Consider the following 18971-nt stretch of genomic DNA (forward strand, 5'->3'; position numbering starts at 1 on the left):
CTGGTCTGTCACAACGCGGCGGTTTTTTTGAAAGGTGCACTGTGATTAATGCTGGTGATCGGGGGCTTCGGCCTCTCTTCGCTTTCCCCGGCGGCTCGGACCGCTTTAACGCAGACTTCTAGGGTTTTTCATGACGCGCTACATATTCGTCACGGGCGGTGTTGTTTCTTCATTGGGGAAAGGCATTGCCTCCGCTTCATTGGCGGCCATCCTGGAGGCGCGGGGGCTTAAAGTCACCATGCTCAAGCTGGACCCGTACATCAACGTCGACCCGGGCACCATGAGCCCGTTCCAGCATGGTGAAGTGTTCGTCACACACGACGGCGCCGAGACCGACCTGGACCTGGGCCACTACGAGCGGTTCATCCGCACGACCATGACCCAGAACAACAACTTCACCACCGGCCGTGTCTACGAGCACGTTCTGCGCAAAGAGCGCCGTGGTGACTACCTGGGTGCAACCATCCAGGTGATTCCGCACATTACCGATGAAATCAAGCGCCGCATCATCAAGGGTGCAGGCGATGCCGACGTGGCGATGGTCGAGATCGGTGGCACCGTGGGTGACATCGAATCCCAGCCATTCCTCGAAGCTATCCGCCAGTTGCGTTTCGAAGTCGGCGCCAAGCGCGCGATGCTGATGCACCTCACGTTGGTGCCGTACATCGCCACCGCTGGCGAAACCAAAACCAAGCCTACGCAGCACTCGGTCAAGGAACTGCGTTCCATCGGCCTGCAGCCGGACGTGCTGGTGTGCCGCTCCGATCACCCGATCGACATTTCCTCGCGTCGCAAGATCGCGCAGTTCACCAACGTTGAAGAACGTGCGGTGATCGCCCTAGAAGACGCCGACACCATCTACAAGATCCCGGGCATCCTGCACTCGCAAGGCCTGGACGATTTTGTGGTCGAGCGTTTCGGCCTGCAATGCAACGGTGCGGACCTGTCCGAGTGGGAAGCTGTGGTTGACGCCAAGCTCAACCCTGAGCACGAAGTCACCATCGCCATGGTCGGCAAGTACATGGAGCTGCTGGACGCGTACAAGTCGCTGATCGAAGCGATGAGCCACGCGGGTATCAGCAACCGTACCAAGGTCAATCTGCGCTACATCGACTCCGAAGACATCGAGAACCAGGGCACCGCGCTGCTCGAAGGTGTTGACGCAATCCTCGTTCCAGGCGGTTTCGGCCTGCGTGGCGTGGAAGGCAAGATCACCGCCGTACAGTACGCTCGTGAGAACAAGGTGCCGTACCTGGGTATCTGCCTGGGCATGCAAGTGGCGGTTATCGAGTTCGCCCGCAACGTGCTTGGCTGGAAAGACGCCAACTCCACCGAGTTTGACAGCAAGAGCGGTCACCCGGTCGTGGGCCTGATTACCGAGTGGGAAGACGCCACCGGCGCTGTTGAAACCCGTACCGAAAGCTCCGACCTGGGCGGCACCATGCGCCTTGGCGCGCAGGATTGCCTGCTGGAGCCGGGCTCGCTGGTTCACGATTGCTACGGCAAGGACGTGATCGTCGAGCGTCACCGTCACCGTTACGAAGTGAACAACAACCTGCTGCCGCAAATCAAAGAAGCCGGCCTGAAAATCTCCGGTCGCTCCGGTGATGGCGCGCTGGTTGAGGTGGTCGAAGCACCGGATCATCCATGGTTCGTCGCTTGCCAGTTCCACCCAGAGTTCACCTCGACTCCACGCGACGGTCACCCGTTGTTCAGCGGTTTTGTCAAAGCTGCACTGACGCAACATCAGAAGAAGGCGTAAACCTGATGGCCCAGAAGATCATTCGCGTAGGCGACATCGAGATTGCCAACGACAAGCCCATGGTGCTGTTCGGCGGCATGAACGTGCTGGAAAGCCGCGACATGGCGATGCAGGTCTGTGAAGAGTACGTCAAGGTTACCCAGAAATTGGGTATCCCTTACGTGTTCAAGGCCAGCTTCGACAAGGCCAATCGCTCGTCCGTAACGTCCTACCGCGGCCCAGGCCTTGAAGAAGGCATGCGGATCTTCCAGGACATCAAACAAGCCTTCGGCGTGCCGATCATCACCGACGTCCACGAGCCTGAACAGGCTGCCGTGGTCGCCGAGGTGTGCGACATCATCCAGTTGCCGGCCTTCCTGTCGCGTCAGACCGATCTGGTCGTCGCGATGGCTAAGACCGGCGCAGTGATCAATATCAAGAAAGCCCAGTTCCTCGCACCTCAGGAGATGAAGCACATCCTGAACAAGTGTGTGGAAGCGGGTAACGACCAGTTGATCCTCTGCGAGCGTGGTTCGAGCTTCGGCTACAACAATCTCGTGGTGGACATGCTCGGTTTCGGCATCATGAAGCAGTTCGAATACCCCGTGTTCTTCGACGTGACCCACGCGCTGCAAATGCCCGGTGGTCGCGCCGATTCCGCAGGCGGGCGCCGTGCCCAGGTGCTGGACCTGGCCAAGGCCGGCATCAGCCAGTCCCTGGCTGGCCTTTTCCTGGAGGCCCACCCGGACCCGGATAATGCCAAATGCGACGGTCCATGCGCCCTGCGCCTGGACAAGCTGGAGCCATTCCTGGCCCAGCTCAAGCAGTTGGACGAACTGGTCAAGAGTTTTCCGACAGTAGAGACCGCGTAAGCGTCGTTTCTCCGGTAGACTTTCCCACGTTTTCTGTTCAGGCCCTTGGGCCTGAGCCTTGTCGCCTGCAAGCCTGCCCCGTTGTTCCACCCTTGCGGTCGGTCAAAAGTTTCCCTTCAGCTGCGTCGTTTTCGTCAACTTTGGAGTGTTTACAACAATGGCAAAAATCGTCGACATCAAAGGTCGTGAAGTTCTCGACTCCCGTGGCAACCCCACCGTCGAAGCCGACGTGCTTCTCGATAACGGCATCATCGGCAGCGCCTGCGCGCCGTCCGGTGCTTCTACCGGTTCGCGCGAAGCGCTGGAACTGCGTGATGGCGACAAGAGCCGTTACCTGGGCAAGGGTGTACTCAAGGCTGTAGCCAACATTAACGGCCCGATCCGTGACCTGTTGCTGGGCAAGGATCCGCTGGACCAGAAAGCTCTGGACCACGCGATGATCAAGCTCGACGGCACCGAAAACAAAGGTAGCCTGGGCGCTAACGCTATCCTCGCCGTCTCCCTGGCCGCTGCCAAGGCTGCTGCCCAGGACCAGGACTTGCCGCTGTACGCTCACATCGCCAACCTGAACGGCACTCCGGGTGTTTACTCGATGCCGGTGCCGATGATGAACATCATCAACGGTGGCGAGCACGCTGATAACAACGTCGACATCCAGGAATTCATGGTGCAGCCGGTTGGCGCCAAGACCTTCTCCGAAGGCTTGCGCATGGGTACCGAGATCTTCCATCACCTGAAAGCTGTTCTGAAGGCCCGTGGCCTGAGCACTGCTGTAGGCGACGAAGGTGGCTTCGCTCCAAACCTGGCATCCAACGAAGATGCGCTGAAAGTGATCTCCGAAGCCGTGGCCAACGCTGGCTACAAGCTGGGCACTGACGTGACCCTGGCCCTGGACTGCGCGGCCAGCGAGTTCTACGAAGACGGCAAATACAATTTGTCCGGCGAAGGCCAAGTGTTCAACTCCGAAGGTTTTGCTGAGTACCTGAAGGGCCTGACCCAGCGCTATCCGATCATCTCGATCGAAGACGGCCTGGATGAGTCCGATTGGGACGGCTGGAAAATCCTCACCGACAAGATCGGCGAGAAAGTCCAATTGGTGGGCGACGATCTGTTCGTGACCAACACCAAGATCCTGAAAGAAGGCATCGATAAAAAGATCGCCAACTCGATCCTGATCAAGTTCAACCAGATCGGCACCTTGACCGAAACCCTGGAAGCCATTCAGATGGCCAAGGCTGCGGGCTACACCGCCGTGATCTCCCACCGCTCCGGCGAAACCGAAGATTCGACCATCGCCGACCTGGCTGTAGGCACTTCGGCGGGCCAGATCAAGACCGGTTCGCTGTGCCGTTCCGATCGCGTTTCCAAGTACAACCAATTGCTGCGTATCGAAGAGCAACTGGCTGGCAAAGCCAAGTACAACGGTCGCGGCGAGTTTCGCGGCTAATCTGTAAATGGTAAAAAGTCGGCGGATTGCGTCGGAAAGTTCACGATAGTGAACATTTCGGCGCTAATCTGATGGCTATCAAGCACAAGCCTGGTTCTTCCAGGCTTCGTGCTATCAGTTGCTTCAAAAGTTATGCATGGCTGTCTTTTTTCACTGGATACCCGATATTCGATGCGCAGTCCCAATTGGTTGTTCCTCGTCTTGCTCTTGTTGCTGGCTGGCCTGCAGTACCGCCTGTGGGTGGGTAATGGCAGCTTCGCGCAGGTAAAAGACCTGACTGAGCAAATTGCTGCACAGCACGCCGAAAATGAGATCCTGCTGGAGCGCAACCGCGTCCTGGACGCTGAAGTGCTTGAGTTGAAAAAAGGCACGGAGACCGTTGAAGAGCGGGCTCGTCACGAACTGGGCATGGTCAAGGAGGGCGAAACCCTCTACCAGTTGGCCCAATGAGCAACAGTTTGCCGGCCTTCTGGGCCGTAATTCCTGCCGCGGGCGTCGGTGCCCGTATGGCTGCGGACCGTCCCAAGCAATATTTGCAACTGGGCGGGCGCACTATTCTTGAACACAGCCTCTACTGTTTTCTCGACCACCCCAATCTCAAGGGGTTGGTGGTCAGCCTTGCCATGGATGACCCTTATTGGCCCAACCTGGCATGCGCCATTGATCCACGTATACAGCGTGCGGACGGCGGTTCGGAGCGCTCGGGTTCGGTGCTAAACGCTCTGTTGCACCTCAATGCCCTGGGCGCGAGCGATGACGACTGGGTGCTGGTGCACGACGCCGCCAGGCCCAATTTAAGCCGCGATGATCTCGACAAACTGTTAAGCGAACTGGCCGATGATGCTGTCGGTGGCCTACTGGCCGTCCCGGCCCGCGATACCCTAAAGCGCGCCGACAAACACGGTCGTGTCGATGAAACCGTCGACCGCAGCCTGATCTGGCAAGCGTACACGCCGCAGATGTTCCGACTCGGTGCGTTGCATCGTGCCTTGGCTGATAGCCTGGTAGCGGATGCGGTCATCACCGATGAGGCCTCGGCAATGGAATGGTCCGGTCAGGCGCCGCGGTTAATTGAGGGGCGTTCGGACAATATCAAGGTGACCCGGCCCGAGGATCTGGAGTGGTTACGGTTACGCTGGGCAAATCGGCAGTGATTGTTGGCTGAGAGGCTGTGCCAGGCAAACGCTGCTCTCGGCGGCGTCTTCATCTTCGGTATGTTTGACCTGAAAGTGCCCATACCGCTGTCATGGGCACCGGTCGCGCGTAGCACCGATTATTGATACGTCGTCTTCCTATGGTTTTGTGATCGCGAATGCCGTGTTCATTCTAAGTTCAAGGTGTTCATGGGTGAACTCGCAGCTGAGGCGGCCATTTAGTTGTCTATCTTCTACTGTCAGTTCCAAGTTGCCATGCTTCATTTTGGCGTCGCGTAGCAAAGGATGGTGAACGTTTAGCCGGATGGGGAATCCGGTGCTGAGATCGAAACTTCCCGATTCAAAGGGTGGGCTAAAAGAAAAAATATCTATGATTACCGGATGACCGGGGGCTTCAGGGTCTGTTGCGGGCACTCCTATCTGAATCACTTCATGATTGTCGAATTGATAAAAATGTGCGTCTTTGGTCGCATAGCGTTCAGTACTTTCGATCCTTAAGTCGGCTGAACCCTCTGAATCGACTTTGTGCTTTTTATATGAAGCTATGTTCTGTTCAAGCTGCTTTTCGATATCTGCGGTGTTTACATTTTTCATGGCAGTTTCCCTGCGTCATCTTGATAGGCCTCACTGGGCAGCACCGTAAAATTGATGATGCAGCGCCAGCAGTGAAACCGTAGGGAACCACCATTCATCTTTGCTCACTACTGTCAGAGTTGACAGTAGCGCTGGTCATCATATGAGGTCATGGGAGAACAGGGCGTCAGAGGCTTTGTATTCTGTCCTGTTTGATAGGCCTTCTTTTAGGTAATCCACCAAACTGCGCACCTTTGGCGACAAATGCCGTTGCTGCGGATACAGCGCCCACACCGCTGTATTCGGCGGCTGATGCGCTTCCAGCAGCGACACCAGTGCACCATTGCGCAAATGTTCCAGCACGTAATAATCCGGCAGTTGGCACAATCCCACGCCCTGCAATGCAGCATCCAGCACCGCTTGTCCACTGTTGCAACGCCAGTTTCCCTGCACCCGCTGGGAAAACTCCCGGCCGTCCTGAGCCAGTTGCCAGATATCCGAGCTGCCAATCAGGCAGTTATGCCGACTCAATTCCGACAAGCTATGGGGGCGCCCATAGCGTTCGAGATAGGACGGCGATGCACACAAATACATGCGCCGCGGCGCGAGACGGCTGGCAACCATTCTTGAGTCTGAGAGGCGCCCCAAGCGAATTGCCAGGTCCAGGCCTTCGTGTACCAGATCGAGCTGGCGGTTGCTCAGTTCGATATCCACCCGCAACTGCGGGTAAAGCCCCATGAACCGCGTCACCAAAGGCACGATAAATCGCTCGCCATAAGCCACGGCGCACGTCATGCGCAACATGCCTTTTGGCTCGCTGGTCAAGTCGCCCACCGCCCGCAATGCTTCTTCGCGGCCGTCCTGCAAGCGTTGGCAATGCTGGAGGAAGGTTTGCCCGGCTTCGGTCAGGGTCACTTTGCGTGTACTGCGATAAAGCAACCGTGTCTGCAGCCGTTCCTCCAAGCGTGCGACTTGGCGACTGATATGGGACGACGACACCCCCAGGCGCTCGGCGGCAGCTGTAAATTGACTGCATTCAGCCACGGCGACGAACTCGTCGATGCCTTCCCAGCGGTTCTCCGACATCATGATTGTCCCTGTACAGCAATAATGTTTTGCTTTTGGCTGGATTATTAATCAGTAAGCCATGTTTTACACTCTCCCTCTCAATTTTTAACGCCCTGGAGAAATACCGGATGATTAAGTCCCGTGCCGCCGTCGCCTTCGAAGCCAAGAAACCCCTTGAGATTGTTGAAGTGGATGTCGCCATGCCCAAGGCTGGCGAAGTCCTGCTGCGCGTTGTGGCCTCCGGCGTATGCCACACCGACGCTTACACCCTGTCGGGTGCTGACCCGGAAGGCATCTTTCCATCGATTCTCGGCCACGAGGGCGGTGCGGTGGTTGAAGCGATTGGCGAGGGTGTGACTTCAGTTGCCGTCGGCGACCATGTCATCCCGCTGTACACCCCGGAATGTGGCAAGTGCAAATTCTGCCTGTCGGGCAAGACCAACCTGTGCCAAGCCATTCGAGCCACCCAAGGCAAAGGCCTGATGCCAGATGGCACCACGCGTTTTTCCTACAAGGGTCAGCCGATTTTCCACTACATGGGCACCTCGACCTTCTCCGAGTACACCGTGCTGCCGGAAATTTCCGTGGCCAAGATTCCTAAAGAAGCGCCGCTGGAAAAAGTCTGCTTGCTGGGCTGTGGCGTTACCACCGGTATTGGCGCGGTGATCAACACTGCCAAGGTCAAGCCGGGCGACACCGTGGCCATTTTCGGTCTCGGTGGAATTGGTCTGTCGGCCATTATTGGCGCGGTGAAAGCCAAGGCCGGTCGCATCATTGCCATCGACATCAACCCGGCCAAGTTCGAAATCGCCAAGCAATTGGGCGCCACCGACTGCATCAACCCGAAAGAATACGATCGCCCGATCCAGGACGTGATTGTTGATTTGACTGACGGCGGTGTGGATTTTTCCTTCGAGTGCATCGGCAACGTGCAACTGATGCGTGCTGCCCTTGAGTGCTGCCACAAAGGTTGGGGCGAGTCGGTGATCATCGGTGTGGCCGGTGCGGGCCAGGAAATCGCTACGCGCCCATTCCAGTTGGTGACCGGTCGCGTCTGGCGCGGCTCGGCATTCGGCGGCGTACGCGGTCGTAGCGAGTTGCCAAGCTACGTGGAAATGGCCCAGACCGGCGAAATCCCGCTGGACACGTTCATTACCCATACCATGGGCCTGGAAGACATCAACAAAGCGTTTGACCTGATGCATGAAGGCAAGAGCATTCGTACCGTCATCCACTTCTGAGGTCGCCCATGAGTCTGGAAAACCTGTCCTGCCAGAAGAGCTTCGGCGGCTGGCATAAACGCTACAAGCATCATTCCGATGTGCTCGATTGCGACATGACCTTCGCCGTTTACCTGCCGCCGCAAGCGGAGCAGGGCGGCAAGCTGCCGGTGTTGTATTGGCTCTCCGGGTTGACCTGCACCGATGAGAACTTCATGCAGAAGGCTGGCGCGCAACGCATGGCCGCCGAGCTGGGGCTGATCATCGTGGCGCCGGATACCAGCCCTCGCGGTCCCGGTGTCCCGGGTGATCCGGATAACGCCTGGGACTTTGGCCTGGGCGCTGGCTTTTACCTGAATGCCACCCAGGAACCATGGGCCAAGCATTATCGGATGCATGACTATGTGGTGCAGGAATTGCCTGCTTTGGTTGAAGCGCATTTCCCCGCTTCGGACAAGCGTGGTATCAGCGGCCACTCCATGGGCGGACACGGCGCACTGGTGTGTGCGTTGCGCAACCCCGGACGTTATCTGTCGGTGTCGGCGTTTTCGCCTATCAATAACCCGATGGATTGCCCGTGGGGCCAGAAAGCCTTCTCCCGTTACCTGGGTGAAGAGCGCTCTAAGTGGCGTGAATGGGATGCCTGCGTATTGATCAGCGAAGCCTCGGAAAAGCTGCCCTTGCTGGTTGATCAGGGCGATCGCGATGATTTCCTCGCGGTGCAGCTCAAGCCTGAGGCCTTGCAGCAAGCGGCCAAGGCGGCCAAGCATCCGCTGGAACTGCGCCTGCAACCCGGCTATGACCACAGCTACTTCTTCATCGCCAGCTTCATCGAAGACCATTTGCGACACCATGGCCGCGCTTTGCTCGGTTAATGTGAGGCAAAAGTAGGTAGAATCACGCCCTGAATTAAATCGGGGCGTTTTTTTATGCGTATTGGCCACGGCTACGATGTGCACCGTTTCGCTGAAGGCGATTTCATCACCCTGGGCGGCGTGCGCATTGCACACCACCATGGGTTGCTGGCTCATTCCGACGGCGACGTTGTCTTGCATGCCTTGAGCGATGCCTTGCTCGGCGCGGCGGCGTTGGGTGATATCGGCAAGCATTTTCCGGACACCGACCCCACCTTCAAGGGCGCTGACAGCCGTGTATTGCTTCGCCACGTGGTCAGCCTGATCCACGCCAAGGGCTGGAAGGTCGGTAACGTCGACAACACTATCGTGGCCCAGGCGCCGAAGATGGCGCCCCATATCGAATCAATGCGTGCACTGATTGCCGCAGACCTGCAAATTGAATTGGATCAAGTGAACGTGAAAGCCACCACCACCGAAAAGCTCGGGTTTACCGGTCGTGAAGAGGGCATTGCGGTGCACTCCGTCGCCTTGTTGCTGCGCGCATGAATGATCTGGAACTGCTGGGCCCGCGTGCCTACGGCGAAGCTTTGGGCAGCGCCGTCCTGAAGGCCACTGCCGAAGATTTTCAGGTGGACGAAGTGCTGGATATCCCGCTGACCGGCGAGGGCGAGCACCTTTGGCTGTGGGTGGAAAAACGTGGCCTCAACACCGAGGAAGCTGCGCGCCGTATCGCCAAGGCCGCCGGTGTGCCGTTGCGCACCGTCAGCTATGCCGGTCTCAAGGACCGTCAGGCGCTGACCCGCCAATGGTTCAGCGTGCAACTGCCGGGCAAGGCCGACCCGGACATGAGCACTGCTGAAAACGACACGCTCAAGATCCTCAAGACTGCCCGTCACAAGCGCAAGCTGCAACGCGGCGCGCACGCGGCCAATGGATTCACCTTGCGCCTGACCCAACTGGTGGGTGATACCGCCGCCATCGACGCGCGCCTGCAACTGATTGCCCAGCACGGCATTCCCAACTATTTCGGCACCCAGCGTTTCGGCCACGACGGTGGCAACGTTGTCGACGCCCGTGGATGGGCTGCGCGCAAGGCACTGCCGGAGCAGCGCAATGTGCGTTCGCGGTTGTTGTCTACGGCGCGTAGTTTCCTCTTCAACAAAGTACTGGCGGCGCGCGTCGCCGACGGTTCCTGGCAGCGTGCGCAAGTGGGTGATCTGCTGGCGTTTACTGACAGCCGCAGTTTTTTTCCGGCGGGTGAGGCTGAGTGCAGCGACCCGCGCCTGGCGATCCTGGATCTGCACCCCACCGGCCCGCAGTGGGGCGAGGGTGATTCTCCGGCGACGGGCGCCACGTTTGAGTTGGAGCAGGCGGTTGCCGCCGGTGAAGCCGACCTGCGTGATTGGCTGGTGAATGCCGGCATGAGCCAGGAACGTCGCATTCTGCGACTGCCCATTGGCGGGTTGACGTGGCATTATCCCGGGCCTGACATTCTGCAATTGGAATTCGTCCTACCGGCCGGATGCTTCGCCACTGTCTTGGTGCGCGAGCTCGTTGATCTGGTGCCGGTGGGGCAGACGGACAGCCCATGCGTATTCTGATATCAAATGATGACGGTGCCACCGCACCCGGTCTTGCTGCGCTCTATGCTGCGCTGGAAGATTACGCCGAGTGCGTGGTGGTTGCCCCCGACCAGGACAAGAGCGGCGCCAGCAGTTCGCTGACGCTCGACCGTCCCCTGCACCCGCAGGTTCTGGCCAATGGCTTTATCAGTGTCAACGGCACGCCCACCGACTGCGTGCACCTGGCGATCAACAGCCTGTTGGATCAAGAGCCGGACCTGGTGGTGTCGGGCATCAACCTCGGCGCCAACCTGGGCGATGATGTGCTGTATTCCGGCACCGTGGCGGCAGCGCTTGAAGGGCGCTTTCTGGGTCGTACCTCGTTCGCTTTTTCGTTTGCCTCGCGGCAACTGGACAATTTGCCCACCGCCGCCTATTTCGCACGCAAGTTGGTGGAGGCTCATGCCTCCCTGGACCTGCCGCCGCGCACGGTGCTCAACGTCAATATTCCCAATTTGCCCCTCGATCACATTCGCGGCGTCAAGCTGACACGTCTTGGCCACCGTGCCCGTGCGGCGGCCCCGTTGAAGGTGGTCGACCCGCGTGGCAAGGAAGGCTATTGGATAGCGGCAGCTGGCGATGCCGAAGACGGTGGCGAGGGCACGGACTTTCACGCGGTGATGCAGGGTTATGTGTCGATTACTCCGTTGCAATTCGACCGCACCTTCAGCGATGCCTTCAGTGGTCTTGAAGTCTGGCTGGAGGGATTGCGCTGATGGCTCGTGAACAAGACGACCTGCTGCGTCGTGGCATCGGTATGACCTCCCAGCGCACCCGTGAGCGTTTGATCCAGCGCCTTTATGAAGAGGGGTTGTCCAACGCTCAGGTGTTGGAAGTGATCCGCCGCACCCCTCGTCATTTGTTTGTCGATGAAGCCCTGGCCCATCGCGCTTATGAAGATACGGCGTTGCCGATTGGCCATAACCAGACCATCTCCCAGCCCTACATGGTGGCGCGCATGAGCGAGCTGCTGCTGGCGGCGGGCCCGCTGGACAAGGTGCTGGAGATCGGCACCGGTTCCGGCTACCAGACCGCCGTGCTGTCGCAGTTGGTGGAGCGCGTGTTCTCGGTGGAGCGCATCAAGGTGCTGCAAGACCGTGCCAAGGAGCGCCTGGTGGAGCTGAACTTGCGTAACGTGGTATTTCGCTGGGGCGATGGCTGGGAAGGCTGGCCGGCGCTGGCGCCGTACAACGGCATTATCGTCACCGCCGTGGCCACCGATGTTCCGCAAGCGTTGCTCGACCAATTGGCCCCAGGCGGGCGCCTGGTCATCCCGGTCGGTTCCGGCGAAGTGCAACAATTGATGCTTATTGTCCGTGAGGACGACGGTTTTTCCCGGCATGTATTGGGCGCCGTACGTTTTGTTCCGTTGCTCAACGGACCGCTGGCCTGACGAATTTTCGACGCTACTGAATTCTGCGGGCGGGGATTTGTCTTACGGCGGGGTTTATCAAGTCAACATGATAGGTGCGGTGATTCAACACGCTGAATGATTCGTTTCAGTCGCGTGCCGGTAAAACTTCAGTGCCCAGTTATACTTGCGACATATTTCAAGCCTGATACAGGCATTCATGTTCAGCCACCACAAAGGGAGCGGCGGGTGAGTCTCACAGGTCTTGCGCAGCGTATGGGTAAAACAAGTTTTCAACGACTGGTGCTTGGCCTTGTCTTCGGTTCCTTGTTGGTCGGCTGTTCCAGCTCGCCAAGCAGCGGCGCACGGGTCGTTGATCGTAATAGTGCGGCACCGCAAAAGCCCACGGTAACCACCGGGCAATATGTGGTGCGCAAAGGCGACACGATGTTCTCAATCGCCTTCCGTTACGGGTGGGATTACAAGGCACTAGCAGCTCGTAACAATATTCCTGTGCCTTACACCATACATCCGGGTCAGACGATTCGCTTTGACGGTCGCACCGGTTCCACGCCTACGACGGTTGTGACAAACACAGGATCTTCGCCGTCGTCTTCTAGCAAAACCACCATCATTACACGCCCTGCCGGCACTGCTGTCCCGGCGGCCTCAGGCAAGCCAACAGCCGCGCCGTTGCCGCCTGCCGGGCCTGCTCCGACGGGCTGGGGATGGCCCTCAAACGGAGTATTAATTGGAAAATTCTCTTCAAACGGTAGTTTGAATAAAGGCATTGATATCGCCGGTGATTTGGGACAGCCTGTTTTAGCTGCGTCTGATGGGACGGTGGTGTACGCCGGGAGTGGTTTACGGGGCTACGGCGAGCTGGTCATCATCAAACACAGCGATACCTACGTCAGTGCTTACGGTCATAACCGCAGGCTGTTGGTTCGGGAGGGGCAGCAGGTCAAAGTCGGACAGACAATTGCCGAAATGGGTTCAACGGGTACAGACCGGGTGAAACTGCACTTTGAGATTCGCCGTCAAGGGAAGCCTGTAGATCCGCTGCAATTCTTACCCCGTCGTTGATGTGTTGCCAGCCTGTTCCCTCACGTAGAAGGAACAGGCTCCAGCGTTGCCAAGGATAAAGGCGTCGCTTGAGCTTGAGGTCGAACTCACCAAAGGACTATAACAATGGCTCTCAGTAAAGAAGCGCCGGAGTTTGACATCGACGATGAGGTTCTCCTTATGGAGACCGGTATCGCTATGGAATCGATGTCGAATGAGGGACCTGCAACACCTTCAGTTCGTACCAAATCCAAGAACTCTACCGCTTTAAAGCAGCATAAATACATTGATTACACACGGGCGCTCGACGCGACCCAGCTGTATCTCAATGAAATCGGCTTTTCCCCCCTGCTTACCCCCGAAGAAGAAGTCCATTTTGCGCGGTTGTCGCAAAAGGGGGATCCGGCTGGGCGCAAGCGCATGATTGAAAGCAACCTGCGCCTAGTGGTGAAAATCGCCCGACGCTACGTCAATCGTGGGTTGTCCTTGTTGGACCTCATCGAGGAGGGCAATCTGGGCTTGATCCGCGCGGTGGAGAAGTTTGACCCAGAGCGGGGCTTCCGCTTTTCAACCTATGCTACCTGGTGGATCCGCCAGACCATCGAACGGGCGATCATGAATCAAACCCGCACGATCCGGTTGCCGATCCATGTGGTTAAGGAGCTCAACGTCTACCTGCGGGCAGCGCGTGAGCTCACTCAAAAACTCGATCATGAACCCTCGCCCGAAGAAATCGCCAACCTGCTGGAAAAACCGGTAGGGGAGGTCAAGCGCATGCTGGGCCTTAACGAGCGTGTGTCTTCGGTCGATGTCTCGCTGGGTCCGGATTCGGATAAAACCCTGTTGGATACCCTGACGGATGATCGGCCTACAGATCCCTGCGAGCTGTTGCAGGACGATGATCTGTCCCAAAGTATTGACCAGTGGTTGTCGGAGCTCACGGACAAGCAGCGTGAGGTGGTAATTCGCCGCTTCGGCCTGCGCGGCCATGAGAGCAGCACCCTGGAGGACGTAGGCCTGGAGATCGGCCTGACCCGTGAGCGGGTGCGGCAGATCCAGGTGGAAGGGCTTAAGCGCTTGCGCGAGATCCTGGAGAAGAATGGCTTGTCGAGTGAGTCGTTGTTTCAATAACGACACGGCTTGAATGCTTGAATGTGGGAGGGGGCTTGCCCCCGATAGCGGTTTGTCAGTCAATGCAAGTATCGACTGCTACGCCGCCATCGGAGGCAAGCCCCCTCCCACATTTTTTGTGCCGGGCATAAAGTTGGTGCGAATACCAAATCCCAGGCATAAAAAAACCCCGCTTTTAAGGGCGGGGTCTTTTCGACTAAGTCAGTACAAGTTAGATAACTTGAACTTCTTCAGCTTGCATGCCTTTCTGACCGCGGGTAGCGATGAAAGAAACCTGTTGGCCTTCTTTCAGGCTTTTGAAGCCGTCGGATTGGATAGCTTTGAAGTGAACGAACAGGTCGTCACCGGATTGTGGAGTGATGAAGCCGAAGCCTTTTTCATCGTTGAACCACTTAACGGTACCAGTTTGGCGATTAGACATGGTGTATCTCCTTGGACAAAGTTAACTGCGACTCAGGAAAAGCCCTGGCCGAGACTGAGTGCAAAGAGCAGGAAAAATTCTTGGAGATGGTTGGATCGAAATTCAACATATCGTGTAGAGATTCTCAGTGACACAAGCAGCACAGTGGCGCCACCTTAACCCTTTTTCCGGAACGTGCCAATGGTATTTCCGAAGGTTTCTCTATTTTCGTGACTGGCGGTGGTATTTACAGACCCCTGATCCGGCAGTTCGGCCCCGGCCCCGTTGGTTGCGCCTTATAAGCGGCGGGGTATTGATCAAGAAAAGCCCCACGGCCTTTGAACCCCAACGCCGGCCCCGGTAAGATGCCACACAGAATTTTTCCACCTCGCTATTCAGGACACCCGCCATGAGCATCAAATCGGACAAGTGGATTCGCCGCATGGCGCAAGAGCACGGCATGATCGAACCGTTCGTCGAGCGCCAGATTCGTGGTGAAGGCGATGACCGAGTGATTTCGTACGGCGTTTCCAGCTACGGCTACGATGTACGTTGCGCCGATGAGTTCAAGGTGTTCACCAACATCAACTCGGCAATCGTCGATCCGAAGAACTTCGACGAAAAGAGTTTCGTCGACGTCAAGAGCGACGTGTGCATCATTCCGCCAAACTCCTTCGCCCTGGCGCGCACCGTGGAGTTCTTCCGTATTCCGCGTGACGTACTGACCATCTGCCTGGGTAAAAGCACCTACGCGCGTTGCGGCATTATCGTCAACGTGACGCCGCTTGAGCCTGAGTGGGAAGGTCACGTGACCCTGGAGTTCTCCAACACCACCACGCTGCCGGCCAAGATCTACGCCAACGAAGGCGTAGCGCAGATGCTGTTCCTTCAGTCTGATGAGGCCTGTGAAGTGTCCTACAAAGACCGCGCAGGCAAGTACCAAGGCCAGCGCGGCGTCACCTTGCCACGCGCTTGATCGAAAGGTCCTACGCGTAAAGGGAATTAGTCCGAAGAAAGTGACTCTATTGGGTGTACTGCCTCGGCGCGTGCAAAACGCGTCGGGCCACGCTTGAGGAGTACCTTATGAAGATCGACCCGCGAATCAGCGCAGAACTTGCCCGGCTTGAACCCAACCAGATTGGTGTTCTGGCCTGGTCCCTGATGGCCGATCCCGCTTATGCGGGCGGCATCCCTGGCCAACCCGAGCCGGATTACCCGCAGCCCACCGAACCCGGCGAGCCGACTCTTCCGGACGAGCCGCCACCCGCACCTGTCGCTTGATACCAGCCAGGCCAGTCGGTGTTTCAGCCAACTGGCCAGACCTGATGGTCGCCAATCACAAAGATTTGGTGATCATTGTCTTGCTCCACGGTATATCCGCCCGTAAACGCGCCAAATGCCGGCAACAGGCTGACGCTCGAGCTCAGCAGGAAGCACGGTAGGCGTAGGCTTTGCCGGCCCTTGCCGCGCAAGCGATACACCGGGTGCACATGCCCCGCCAACACAAGGTGGCTGGCATGGGCGTCCGGTTCGTGTTGCAGGGCGAATGGGCCCATCAGCAGGGGTTCAGGAACCACTTCGATCCTCAAGTCGGCAGGCGGGTCACCCGCGCGTTTATCGTGATTGCCGCGGATTAAGGTCATCGCCAGGTCGCTGTGGCGCGCTCGCCAGCTCCTCAGTGCGCTCAGCGTGCCGCTGGCGTGGGAGCCTGGACCATGCAGAAAGTCGCCGAGAAAGATCACCTGCGCGCACGGCAGGGCGTTTAACACGCGGTCCAATCGTTGCAGATTGTCGGAGGTCGTGCCTTGTGGCACCGGTTGCCCCAGGCTTCGATAGGCCGATGCCTTGCCAAAGTGCGCATCGGCAATCAACAGGCACTGGCGCGCAGGCCAGTAAACCGCTTTCTCCGCCAGCAACCACAGCTCTTCGCCCCCAAGCGTCACCGAGCAATGCGTCATCGTTTCTCCGCAACTTTTTCCAAGTCTTTGACCATCCGCGCAATGCGCTCTGAAAGTTTTTCCGAACTCATGCTTTCTCGCATCCGCTCCACCAGCAGCGGGAACGCCAGGGGCGTTGGGCGTTCGATCACATACACATCCATTTTCAGCGCCGATAACCGAAGCAAGGTCTCTTCGAGTCGGCGAATATCCAACTCGTCACGCAGGACTTCTTCCCCTGCCTGGGCCAGCAACAGGTTTTGCGGGTCATATTGCTTGAACACTTCAAAGAACAATCCACTGGACGCCTGCACCTGCCGCGTACTTTTCGGCGCACCGGGGTAACCGGCAAACACCAGCCCGGCGATACGGGCGATTTCACGAAAGCGCCGCAGCGCCAGTTCCCCGGCATTCAGGCTGGCGGCTACATCCGTCAGCAAATTCGCCGGGCTGAGCAGGGTCTCGTTCAGCAACACTGTCCAATCCAACGGCGTGGCGCTCAGTAGCTCCAGACCATAGTCATTGACGGCAATCGAGAAGGTCACCGCCTGCCCTTGGCTGACCCGCCAGGCGAGCAAACTCGCCAGCCCCAAATGCACCTGACGCCCGGCAAACGGGTATAGAAACAGATGCCACCCCTCCCGGGACTTCAGCACTTCGGCCAACAAGTGTTCCCGTGTCGGCAGGCCGGACCAGCGCAACTGCGTCTGCAACAACGGTTGCACCGCCCGCATCTCGGGGCCGTCGAAACGCCCATGGGCCGCAGCGTCAAAGCGCTCCACCACGGCCTGGGCCAGTTCATTGGAAAGCGGCATACGCCCGCCATTCCAGCGCGGTACGGCTGCCTTTTTTGCGGTACTGCGGCGTACGTAAGCGGTCATGTTTTCTACCCGCACCAGCTCCAGCAGACGTCCGGCGAACAGAAAACCATCGCCGGGCTTGAGCCGTGCGATAAAACCTTCCTCAACACTGCCCAGATTCTTGCCGCCGCCGCCTTTGCTCCAGAACTTCAGCTGGATACTCGCGTCGCTGACAATGGTGCCTACGCTCATGCGATGGCGCCGAGCCAACCGAGCGTCGGGGACGCGCCAGATGCCATGCTCGTCGGGCTCCACACGGCGGTAATCCGGATAAGCGGTGAGCGACAAGCCGCCATGGCGCACAAATCCCAGCGCCCAGGCCCAGTCCGCATCCGTAAGGTCGCGATACGCCCAGGCGCCGCGCACTTCCGCCAGCAAGGCATCCGGTGTAAAGCCACCGCCCAGGGCCATGCTCACCAAATGTTGTACGAGTACATCCAACGGTTTGTAGGGCGATTCGCGTGCTTCGATGCGCCGCGCTGCAATTGCATCCTGGGCTGCCGCAGCCTCAACCAGCTCCAGGCTGTGGGTCGGCACCAGCGTCACCCTCGACGGTCGCCCCGGCGCGTGGCCGGAGCGCCCGGCGCGTTGCATCAGGCGGGCGATACCTTTGGCCGAACCGATCTGCAGTACCCGCTCCACCGGTAAAAAATCCACCCCAAGGTCCAGGCTGGAAGTGCACACCACCGCTTTAAGCTGGCCGTCTTTTAAGGCGCGCTCTACCCAATCGCGGGTTTCCCGGGACAGCGAGCCGTGGTGCAGGGCAATCAATCCAGCCCAATCGGGCCGCGCCTCCAGTAAGGCCTGGTACCAGATTTCCGACTGCGCCCGCGTGTTGGTAAACACCAGGCAACTGCTGCTGGCCTCCACCTCGGCGACCACCTGCGGCAACATCTTCAAACCGATATGCCCGGCCCAGGGAAAACGCTCGGTAACCAGCGGCAACAAGGTGTCGACTTTTAGGGATTTGGCCGTTTGGCCCTGCACATTGATTGCACCGCCTTGTGGGACCAAAACCTCAAGCGCGTGGGCCTGATTACCCAGGGTCGCCGAAATGCCCCACACCATCAGATCCGGATGCCAGCGCCGCAGCCTCGCCAACGCCAATTGCAACTGCACGCCGCGCTTGTTACCGATCAGCTCATGCCATTCATCCACCACCACCATGCGCAGGTGCGCCAGGCTCGACTCGCTGTCGGCGCGGGCGAGCATCAGCGTCAGGCTTTCCGGGGTGGTGATCAGTGCGGTGGGTTGGCGGCGGGTTTGCCGGGCGCGCTCGCTGCTGCTGGTATCGCCCGTGCGCAGGCCGACACTCCAGGGAATCTGCAAGGTCGCCAGCGGCGCTTCAAGGGCGCGAGCCGTGTCGGCGGCCAGCGCACGCATCGGCGTGATCCACAGGACGGTGAGGGGCTCGGCAGGCGGTTTGCGTTTGCCCGTAGCAGGCGGGCGGATGTTGGCGAAGCGATTGAGGGCGGCAAACCACAGCGCATAGGTTTTACCGGCGCCGGTGCTGGCGTGCAGCAGCCCGGACTGGCCATCTTTGACCGCCGTCCAAACTGCTTTCTGGAAGTCGAACGGCTTCCAGCCCTTGGCGGCGAACCATGTCTTGGCGAAGTCGTGGGGTTTTGCCATGCGGTGCCTGACGCTCTGGAGGGTCTATTCCCACAGACCCT

Annotated in this window: 20 protein-coding genes; 15 read left to right on the plus strand and 5 right to left on the minus strand. The window is 58.5% G+C overall.

Going from position 1 to position 18971, the window contains the following annotated elements; translation table 11 throughout:
- Positions 1-130: 130 nt before the first annotated feature.
- The 5 genes from AOA61_RS05190 (at position 131) to ispD (ending at position 5214) form a co-directional block, all read left to right on the plus strand.
- Positions 131-1762: a CTP synthase gene (locus tag AOA61_RS05190; RefSeq protein ID WP_032891641.1), complete on the plus strand. Its 1632-nt coding sequence runs from the start codon at positions 131-133 to the stop codon at positions 1760-1762.
- A 5-nt stretch (positions 1763-1767) separates the two neighbouring features.
- On the plus strand, positions 1768-2613 hold the full coding sequence (gene kdsA / locus AOA61_RS05195; RefSeq protein WP_010563535.1) for a 3-deoxy-8-phosphooctulonate synthase: 846 nt from the start codon (positions 1768-1770) through the stop codon (positions 2611-2613).
- A 157-nt stretch (positions 2614-2770) separates the two neighbouring features.
- The gene (gene eno, locus AOA61_RS05200; protein WP_032891640.1) at positions 2771-4060 is read left to right on the plus strand and encodes a phosphopyruvate hydratase; all 1290 of its coding nucleotides are present in this window, start codon (positions 2771-2773) and stop codon (positions 4058-4060) included.
- A 171-nt stretch (positions 4061-4231) separates the two neighbouring features.
- Entirely contained in the window at positions 4232-4510 is a 279-nt protein-coding gene (gene ftsB, locus AOA61_RS05205; protein WP_003231201.1) for a cell division protein FtsB, read from the plus strand.
- Positions 4507-5214, plus strand: a complete 708-nt coding sequence (ispD, locus tag AOA61_RS05210; protein ID WP_032891639.1) for a 2-C-methyl-D-erythritol 4-phosphate cytidylyltransferase — start codon at positions 4507-4509, stop codon at positions 5212-5214. The genes ftsB and ispD overlap by 4 nt, the downstream gene beginning before the upstream one ends.
- A gap of 138 nt (positions 5215-5352) precedes the next feature.
- On the opposite strand, the gene AOA61_RS05215 is transcribed toward ispD, so the two are convergent.
- Together AOA61_RS05215 and AOA61_RS05220 are read right to left on the minus strand one after the other, a co-directional pair.
- The gene (locus AOA61_RS05215; RefSeq protein ID WP_099601277.1) at positions 5353-5808 is read right to left on the minus strand and encodes a hypothetical protein; all 456 of its coding nucleotides are present in this window, start codon (positions 5806-5808) and stop codon (positions 5353-5355) included.
- A 138-nt stretch (positions 5809-5946) separates the two neighbouring features.
- Positions 5947-6873: a LysR substrate-binding domain-containing protein gene (locus tag AOA61_RS05220; RefSeq protein WP_099601278.1), complete on the minus strand. Its 927-nt coding sequence runs from the start codon at positions 6871-6873 to the stop codon at positions 5947-5949.
- 110 nt (positions 6874-6983) lie between these two features.
- On the opposite strand from AOA61_RS05220, the gene AOA61_RS05225 reads away from it, so the two are divergent.
- The 8 genes from AOA61_RS05225 (at position 6984) to rpoS (ending at position 14101) form a co-directional block, all read left to right on the plus strand.
- On the plus strand, positions 6984-8096 hold the full coding sequence (locus tag AOA61_RS05225; RefSeq protein ID WP_032891635.1) for an S-(hydroxymethyl)glutathione dehydrogenase/class III alcohol dehydrogenase: 1113 nt from the start codon (positions 6984-6986) through the stop codon (positions 8094-8096).
- An 8-nt stretch (positions 8097-8104) separates the two neighbouring features.
- The gene (gene fghA / locus AOA61_RS05230) at positions 8105-8950 is read left to right on the plus strand and encodes an S-formylglutathione hydrolase (protein WP_032891634.1); all 846 of its coding nucleotides are present in this window, start codon (positions 8105-8107) and stop codon (positions 8948-8950) included.
- Positions 8951-9004: 54 nt separating this feature from the next.
- Positions 9005-9478: a 2-C-methyl-D-erythritol 2,4-cyclodiphosphate synthase gene (gene ispF, locus AOA61_RS05235; protein ID WP_032891633.1), complete on the plus strand. Its 474-nt coding sequence runs from the start codon at positions 9005-9007 to the stop codon at positions 9476-9478.
- Positions 9475-10533 (plus strand): tRNA pseudouridine(13) synthase TruD, encoded by a 1059-nt coding sequence (truD, locus tag AOA61_RS05240; RefSeq protein ID WP_032891632.1) that lies wholly within the window; start codon positions 9475-9477, stop codon positions 10531-10533. The genes ispF and truD overlap by 4 nt, the downstream gene beginning before the upstream one ends.
- The gene (gene surE, locus AOA61_RS05245; protein ID WP_099601279.1) at positions 10521-11270 is read left to right on the plus strand and encodes a 5'/3'-nucleotidase SurE; all 750 of its coding nucleotides are present in this window, start codon (positions 10521-10523) and stop codon (positions 11268-11270) included. The genes truD and surE overlap by 13 nt, the downstream gene beginning before the upstream one ends.
- Before the next feature lie 41 nt (positions 11271-11311).
- Positions 11312-11947 carry a protein-L-isoaspartate(D-aspartate) O-methyltransferase gene (locus AOA61_RS05250; RefSeq protein ID WP_169899534.1) on the plus strand — a complete coding sequence of 212 codons (636 nt, stop codon included), beginning with the start codon at positions 11312-11314 and terminating at the stop codon, positions 11945-11947.
- A gap of 207 nt (positions 11948-12154) precedes the next feature.
- A complete protein-coding gene (locus AOA61_RS05255) occupies positions 12155-12991 on the plus strand; it encodes a peptidoglycan DD-metalloendopeptidase family protein (protein ID WP_032891630.1) in 837 nt (278 codons plus the stop codon).
- Positions 12992-13096: 105 nt separating this feature from the next.
- Positions 13097-14101 carry an RNA polymerase sigma factor RpoS gene (gene rpoS, locus AOA61_RS05260; RefSeq protein ID WP_032891629.1) on the plus strand — a complete coding sequence of 335 codons (1005 nt, stop codon included), beginning with the start codon at positions 13097-13099 and terminating at the stop codon, positions 14099-14101.
- Positions 14102-14312: 211 nt separating this feature from the next.
- Here rpoS and AOA61_RS05265 read toward each other — a convergent pair whose 3' ends face one another.
- On the minus strand, positions 14313-14522 hold the full coding sequence (locus AOA61_RS05265) for a cold-shock protein (RefSeq protein ID WP_002554837.1): 210 nt from the start codon (positions 14520-14522) through the stop codon (positions 14313-14315).
- A 388-nt stretch (positions 14523-14910) separates the two neighbouring features.
- Between AOA61_RS05265 and dcd the strand changes: the two genes are divergently transcribed.
- Positions 14911-15477, plus strand: coding sequence for a dCTP deaminase (dcd, locus tag AOA61_RS05270; RefSeq protein WP_003172320.1), 567 nt, complete (start codon positions 14911-14913; stop codon positions 15475-15477).
- A gap of 107 nt (positions 15478-15584) precedes the next feature.
- Positions 15585-15782 (plus strand): hypothetical protein, encoded by a 198-nt coding sequence (locus AOA61_RS05275; protein ID WP_010212420.1) that lies wholly within the window; start codon positions 15585-15587, stop codon positions 15780-15782.
- 23 nt (positions 15783-15805) lie between these two features.
- Here the strand turns inward: AOA61_RS05275 and pdeM are convergent, their stop codons facing one another.
- Positions 15806-16459 (minus strand): ligase-associated DNA damage response endonuclease PdeM, encoded by a 654-nt coding sequence (gene pdeM / locus AOA61_RS05280; RefSeq protein WP_099601280.1) that lies wholly within the window; start codon positions 16457-16459, stop codon positions 15806-15808.
- Positions 16456-18930, minus strand: a complete 2475-nt coding sequence (locus tag AOA61_RS05285) for a ligase-associated DNA damage response DEXH box helicase (RefSeq protein ID WP_099601281.1) — start codon at positions 18928-18930, stop codon at positions 16456-16458. The genes pdeM and AOA61_RS05285 overlap by 4 nt, the downstream gene beginning before the upstream one ends.
- Positions 18931-18971: the final 41 nt, after the last annotated feature.

This window comes from Pseudomonas sp. 2995-1, from assembly GCF_002742505.1.
GTDB lineage: Bacteria > Pseudomonadota > Gammaproteobacteria > Pseudomonadales > Pseudomonadaceae > Aquipseudomonas > Aquipseudomonas sivasensis.

Coding starts and splice junctions, on each gene's coding strand:
- ispD (WP_032891639.1), top strand. CDS start 4,507: ATGAGCAACAGTTTGCCGGCCTTCTGGGCCGTAATTCCTGCCGCGGGC.
- AOA61_RS05215 (WP_099601277.1), bottom strand. CDS start 5,808: ATGAAAAATGTAAACACCGCAGATATCGAAAAGCAGCTTGAACAGAAC.
- dcd (WP_003172320.1), top strand. CDS start 14,911: ATGAGCATCAAATCGGACAAGTGGATTCGCCGCATGGCGCAAGAGCAC.
- AOA61_RS05250 (WP_169899534.1), top strand. CDS start 11,312: ATGACCTCCCAGCGCACCCGTGAGCGTTTGATCCAGCGCCTTTATGAA.
- ftsB (WP_003231201.1), top strand. CDS start 4,232: ATGCGCAGTCCCAATTGGTTGTTCCTCGTCTTGCTCTTGTTGCTGGCT.
- kdsA (WP_010563535.1), top strand. CDS start 1,768: ATGGCCCAGAAGATCATTCGCGTAGGCGACATCGAGATTGCCAACGAC.
- AOA61_RS05275 (WP_010212420.1), top strand. CDS start 15,585: ATGAAGATCGACCCGCGAATCAGCGCAGAACTTGCCCGGCTTGAACCC.
- rpoS (WP_032891629.1), top strand. CDS start 13,097: ATGGCTCTCAGTAAAGAAGCGCCGGAGTTTGACATCGACGATGAGGTT.
- pdeM (WP_099601280.1), bottom strand. CDS start 16,459: ATGACGCATTGCTCGGTGACGCTTGGGGGCGAAGAGCTGTGGTTGCTG.
- truD (WP_032891632.1), top strand. CDS start 9,475: ATGAATGATCTGGAACTGCTGGGCCCGCGTGCCTACGGCGAAGCTTTG.
- AOA61_RS05190 (WP_032891641.1), top strand. CDS start 131: ATGACGCGCTACATATTCGTCACGGGCGGTGTTGTTTCTTCATTGGGG.
- surE (WP_099601279.1), top strand. CDS start 10,521: ATGCGTATTCTGATATCAAATGATGACGGTGCCACCGCACCCGGTCTT.
- AOA61_RS05220 (WP_099601278.1), bottom strand. CDS start 6,873: ATGTCGGAGAACCGCTGGGAAGGCATCGACGAGTTCGTCGCCGTGGCT.
- fghA (WP_032891634.1), top strand. CDS start 8,105: ATGAGTCTGGAAAACCTGTCCTGCCAGAAGAGCTTCGGCGGCTGGCAT.
- AOA61_RS05265 (WP_002554837.1), bottom strand. CDS start 14,522: ATGTCTAATCGCCAAACTGGTACCGTTAAGTGGTTCAACGATGAAAAA.
- eno (WP_032891640.1), top strand. CDS start 2,771: ATGGCAAAAATCGTCGACATCAAAGGTCGTGAAGTTCTCGACTCCCGT.
- AOA61_RS05225 (WP_032891635.1), top strand. CDS start 6,984: ATGATTAAGTCCCGTGCCGCCGTCGCCTTCGAAGCCAAGAAACCCCTT.
- AOA61_RS05285 (WP_099601281.1), bottom strand. CDS start 18,930: ATGGCAAAACCCCACGACTTCGCCAAGACATGGTTCGCCGCCAAGGGC.
- ispF (WP_032891633.1), top strand. CDS start 9,005: ATGCGTATTGGCCACGGCTACGATGTGCACCGTTTCGCTGAAGGCGAT.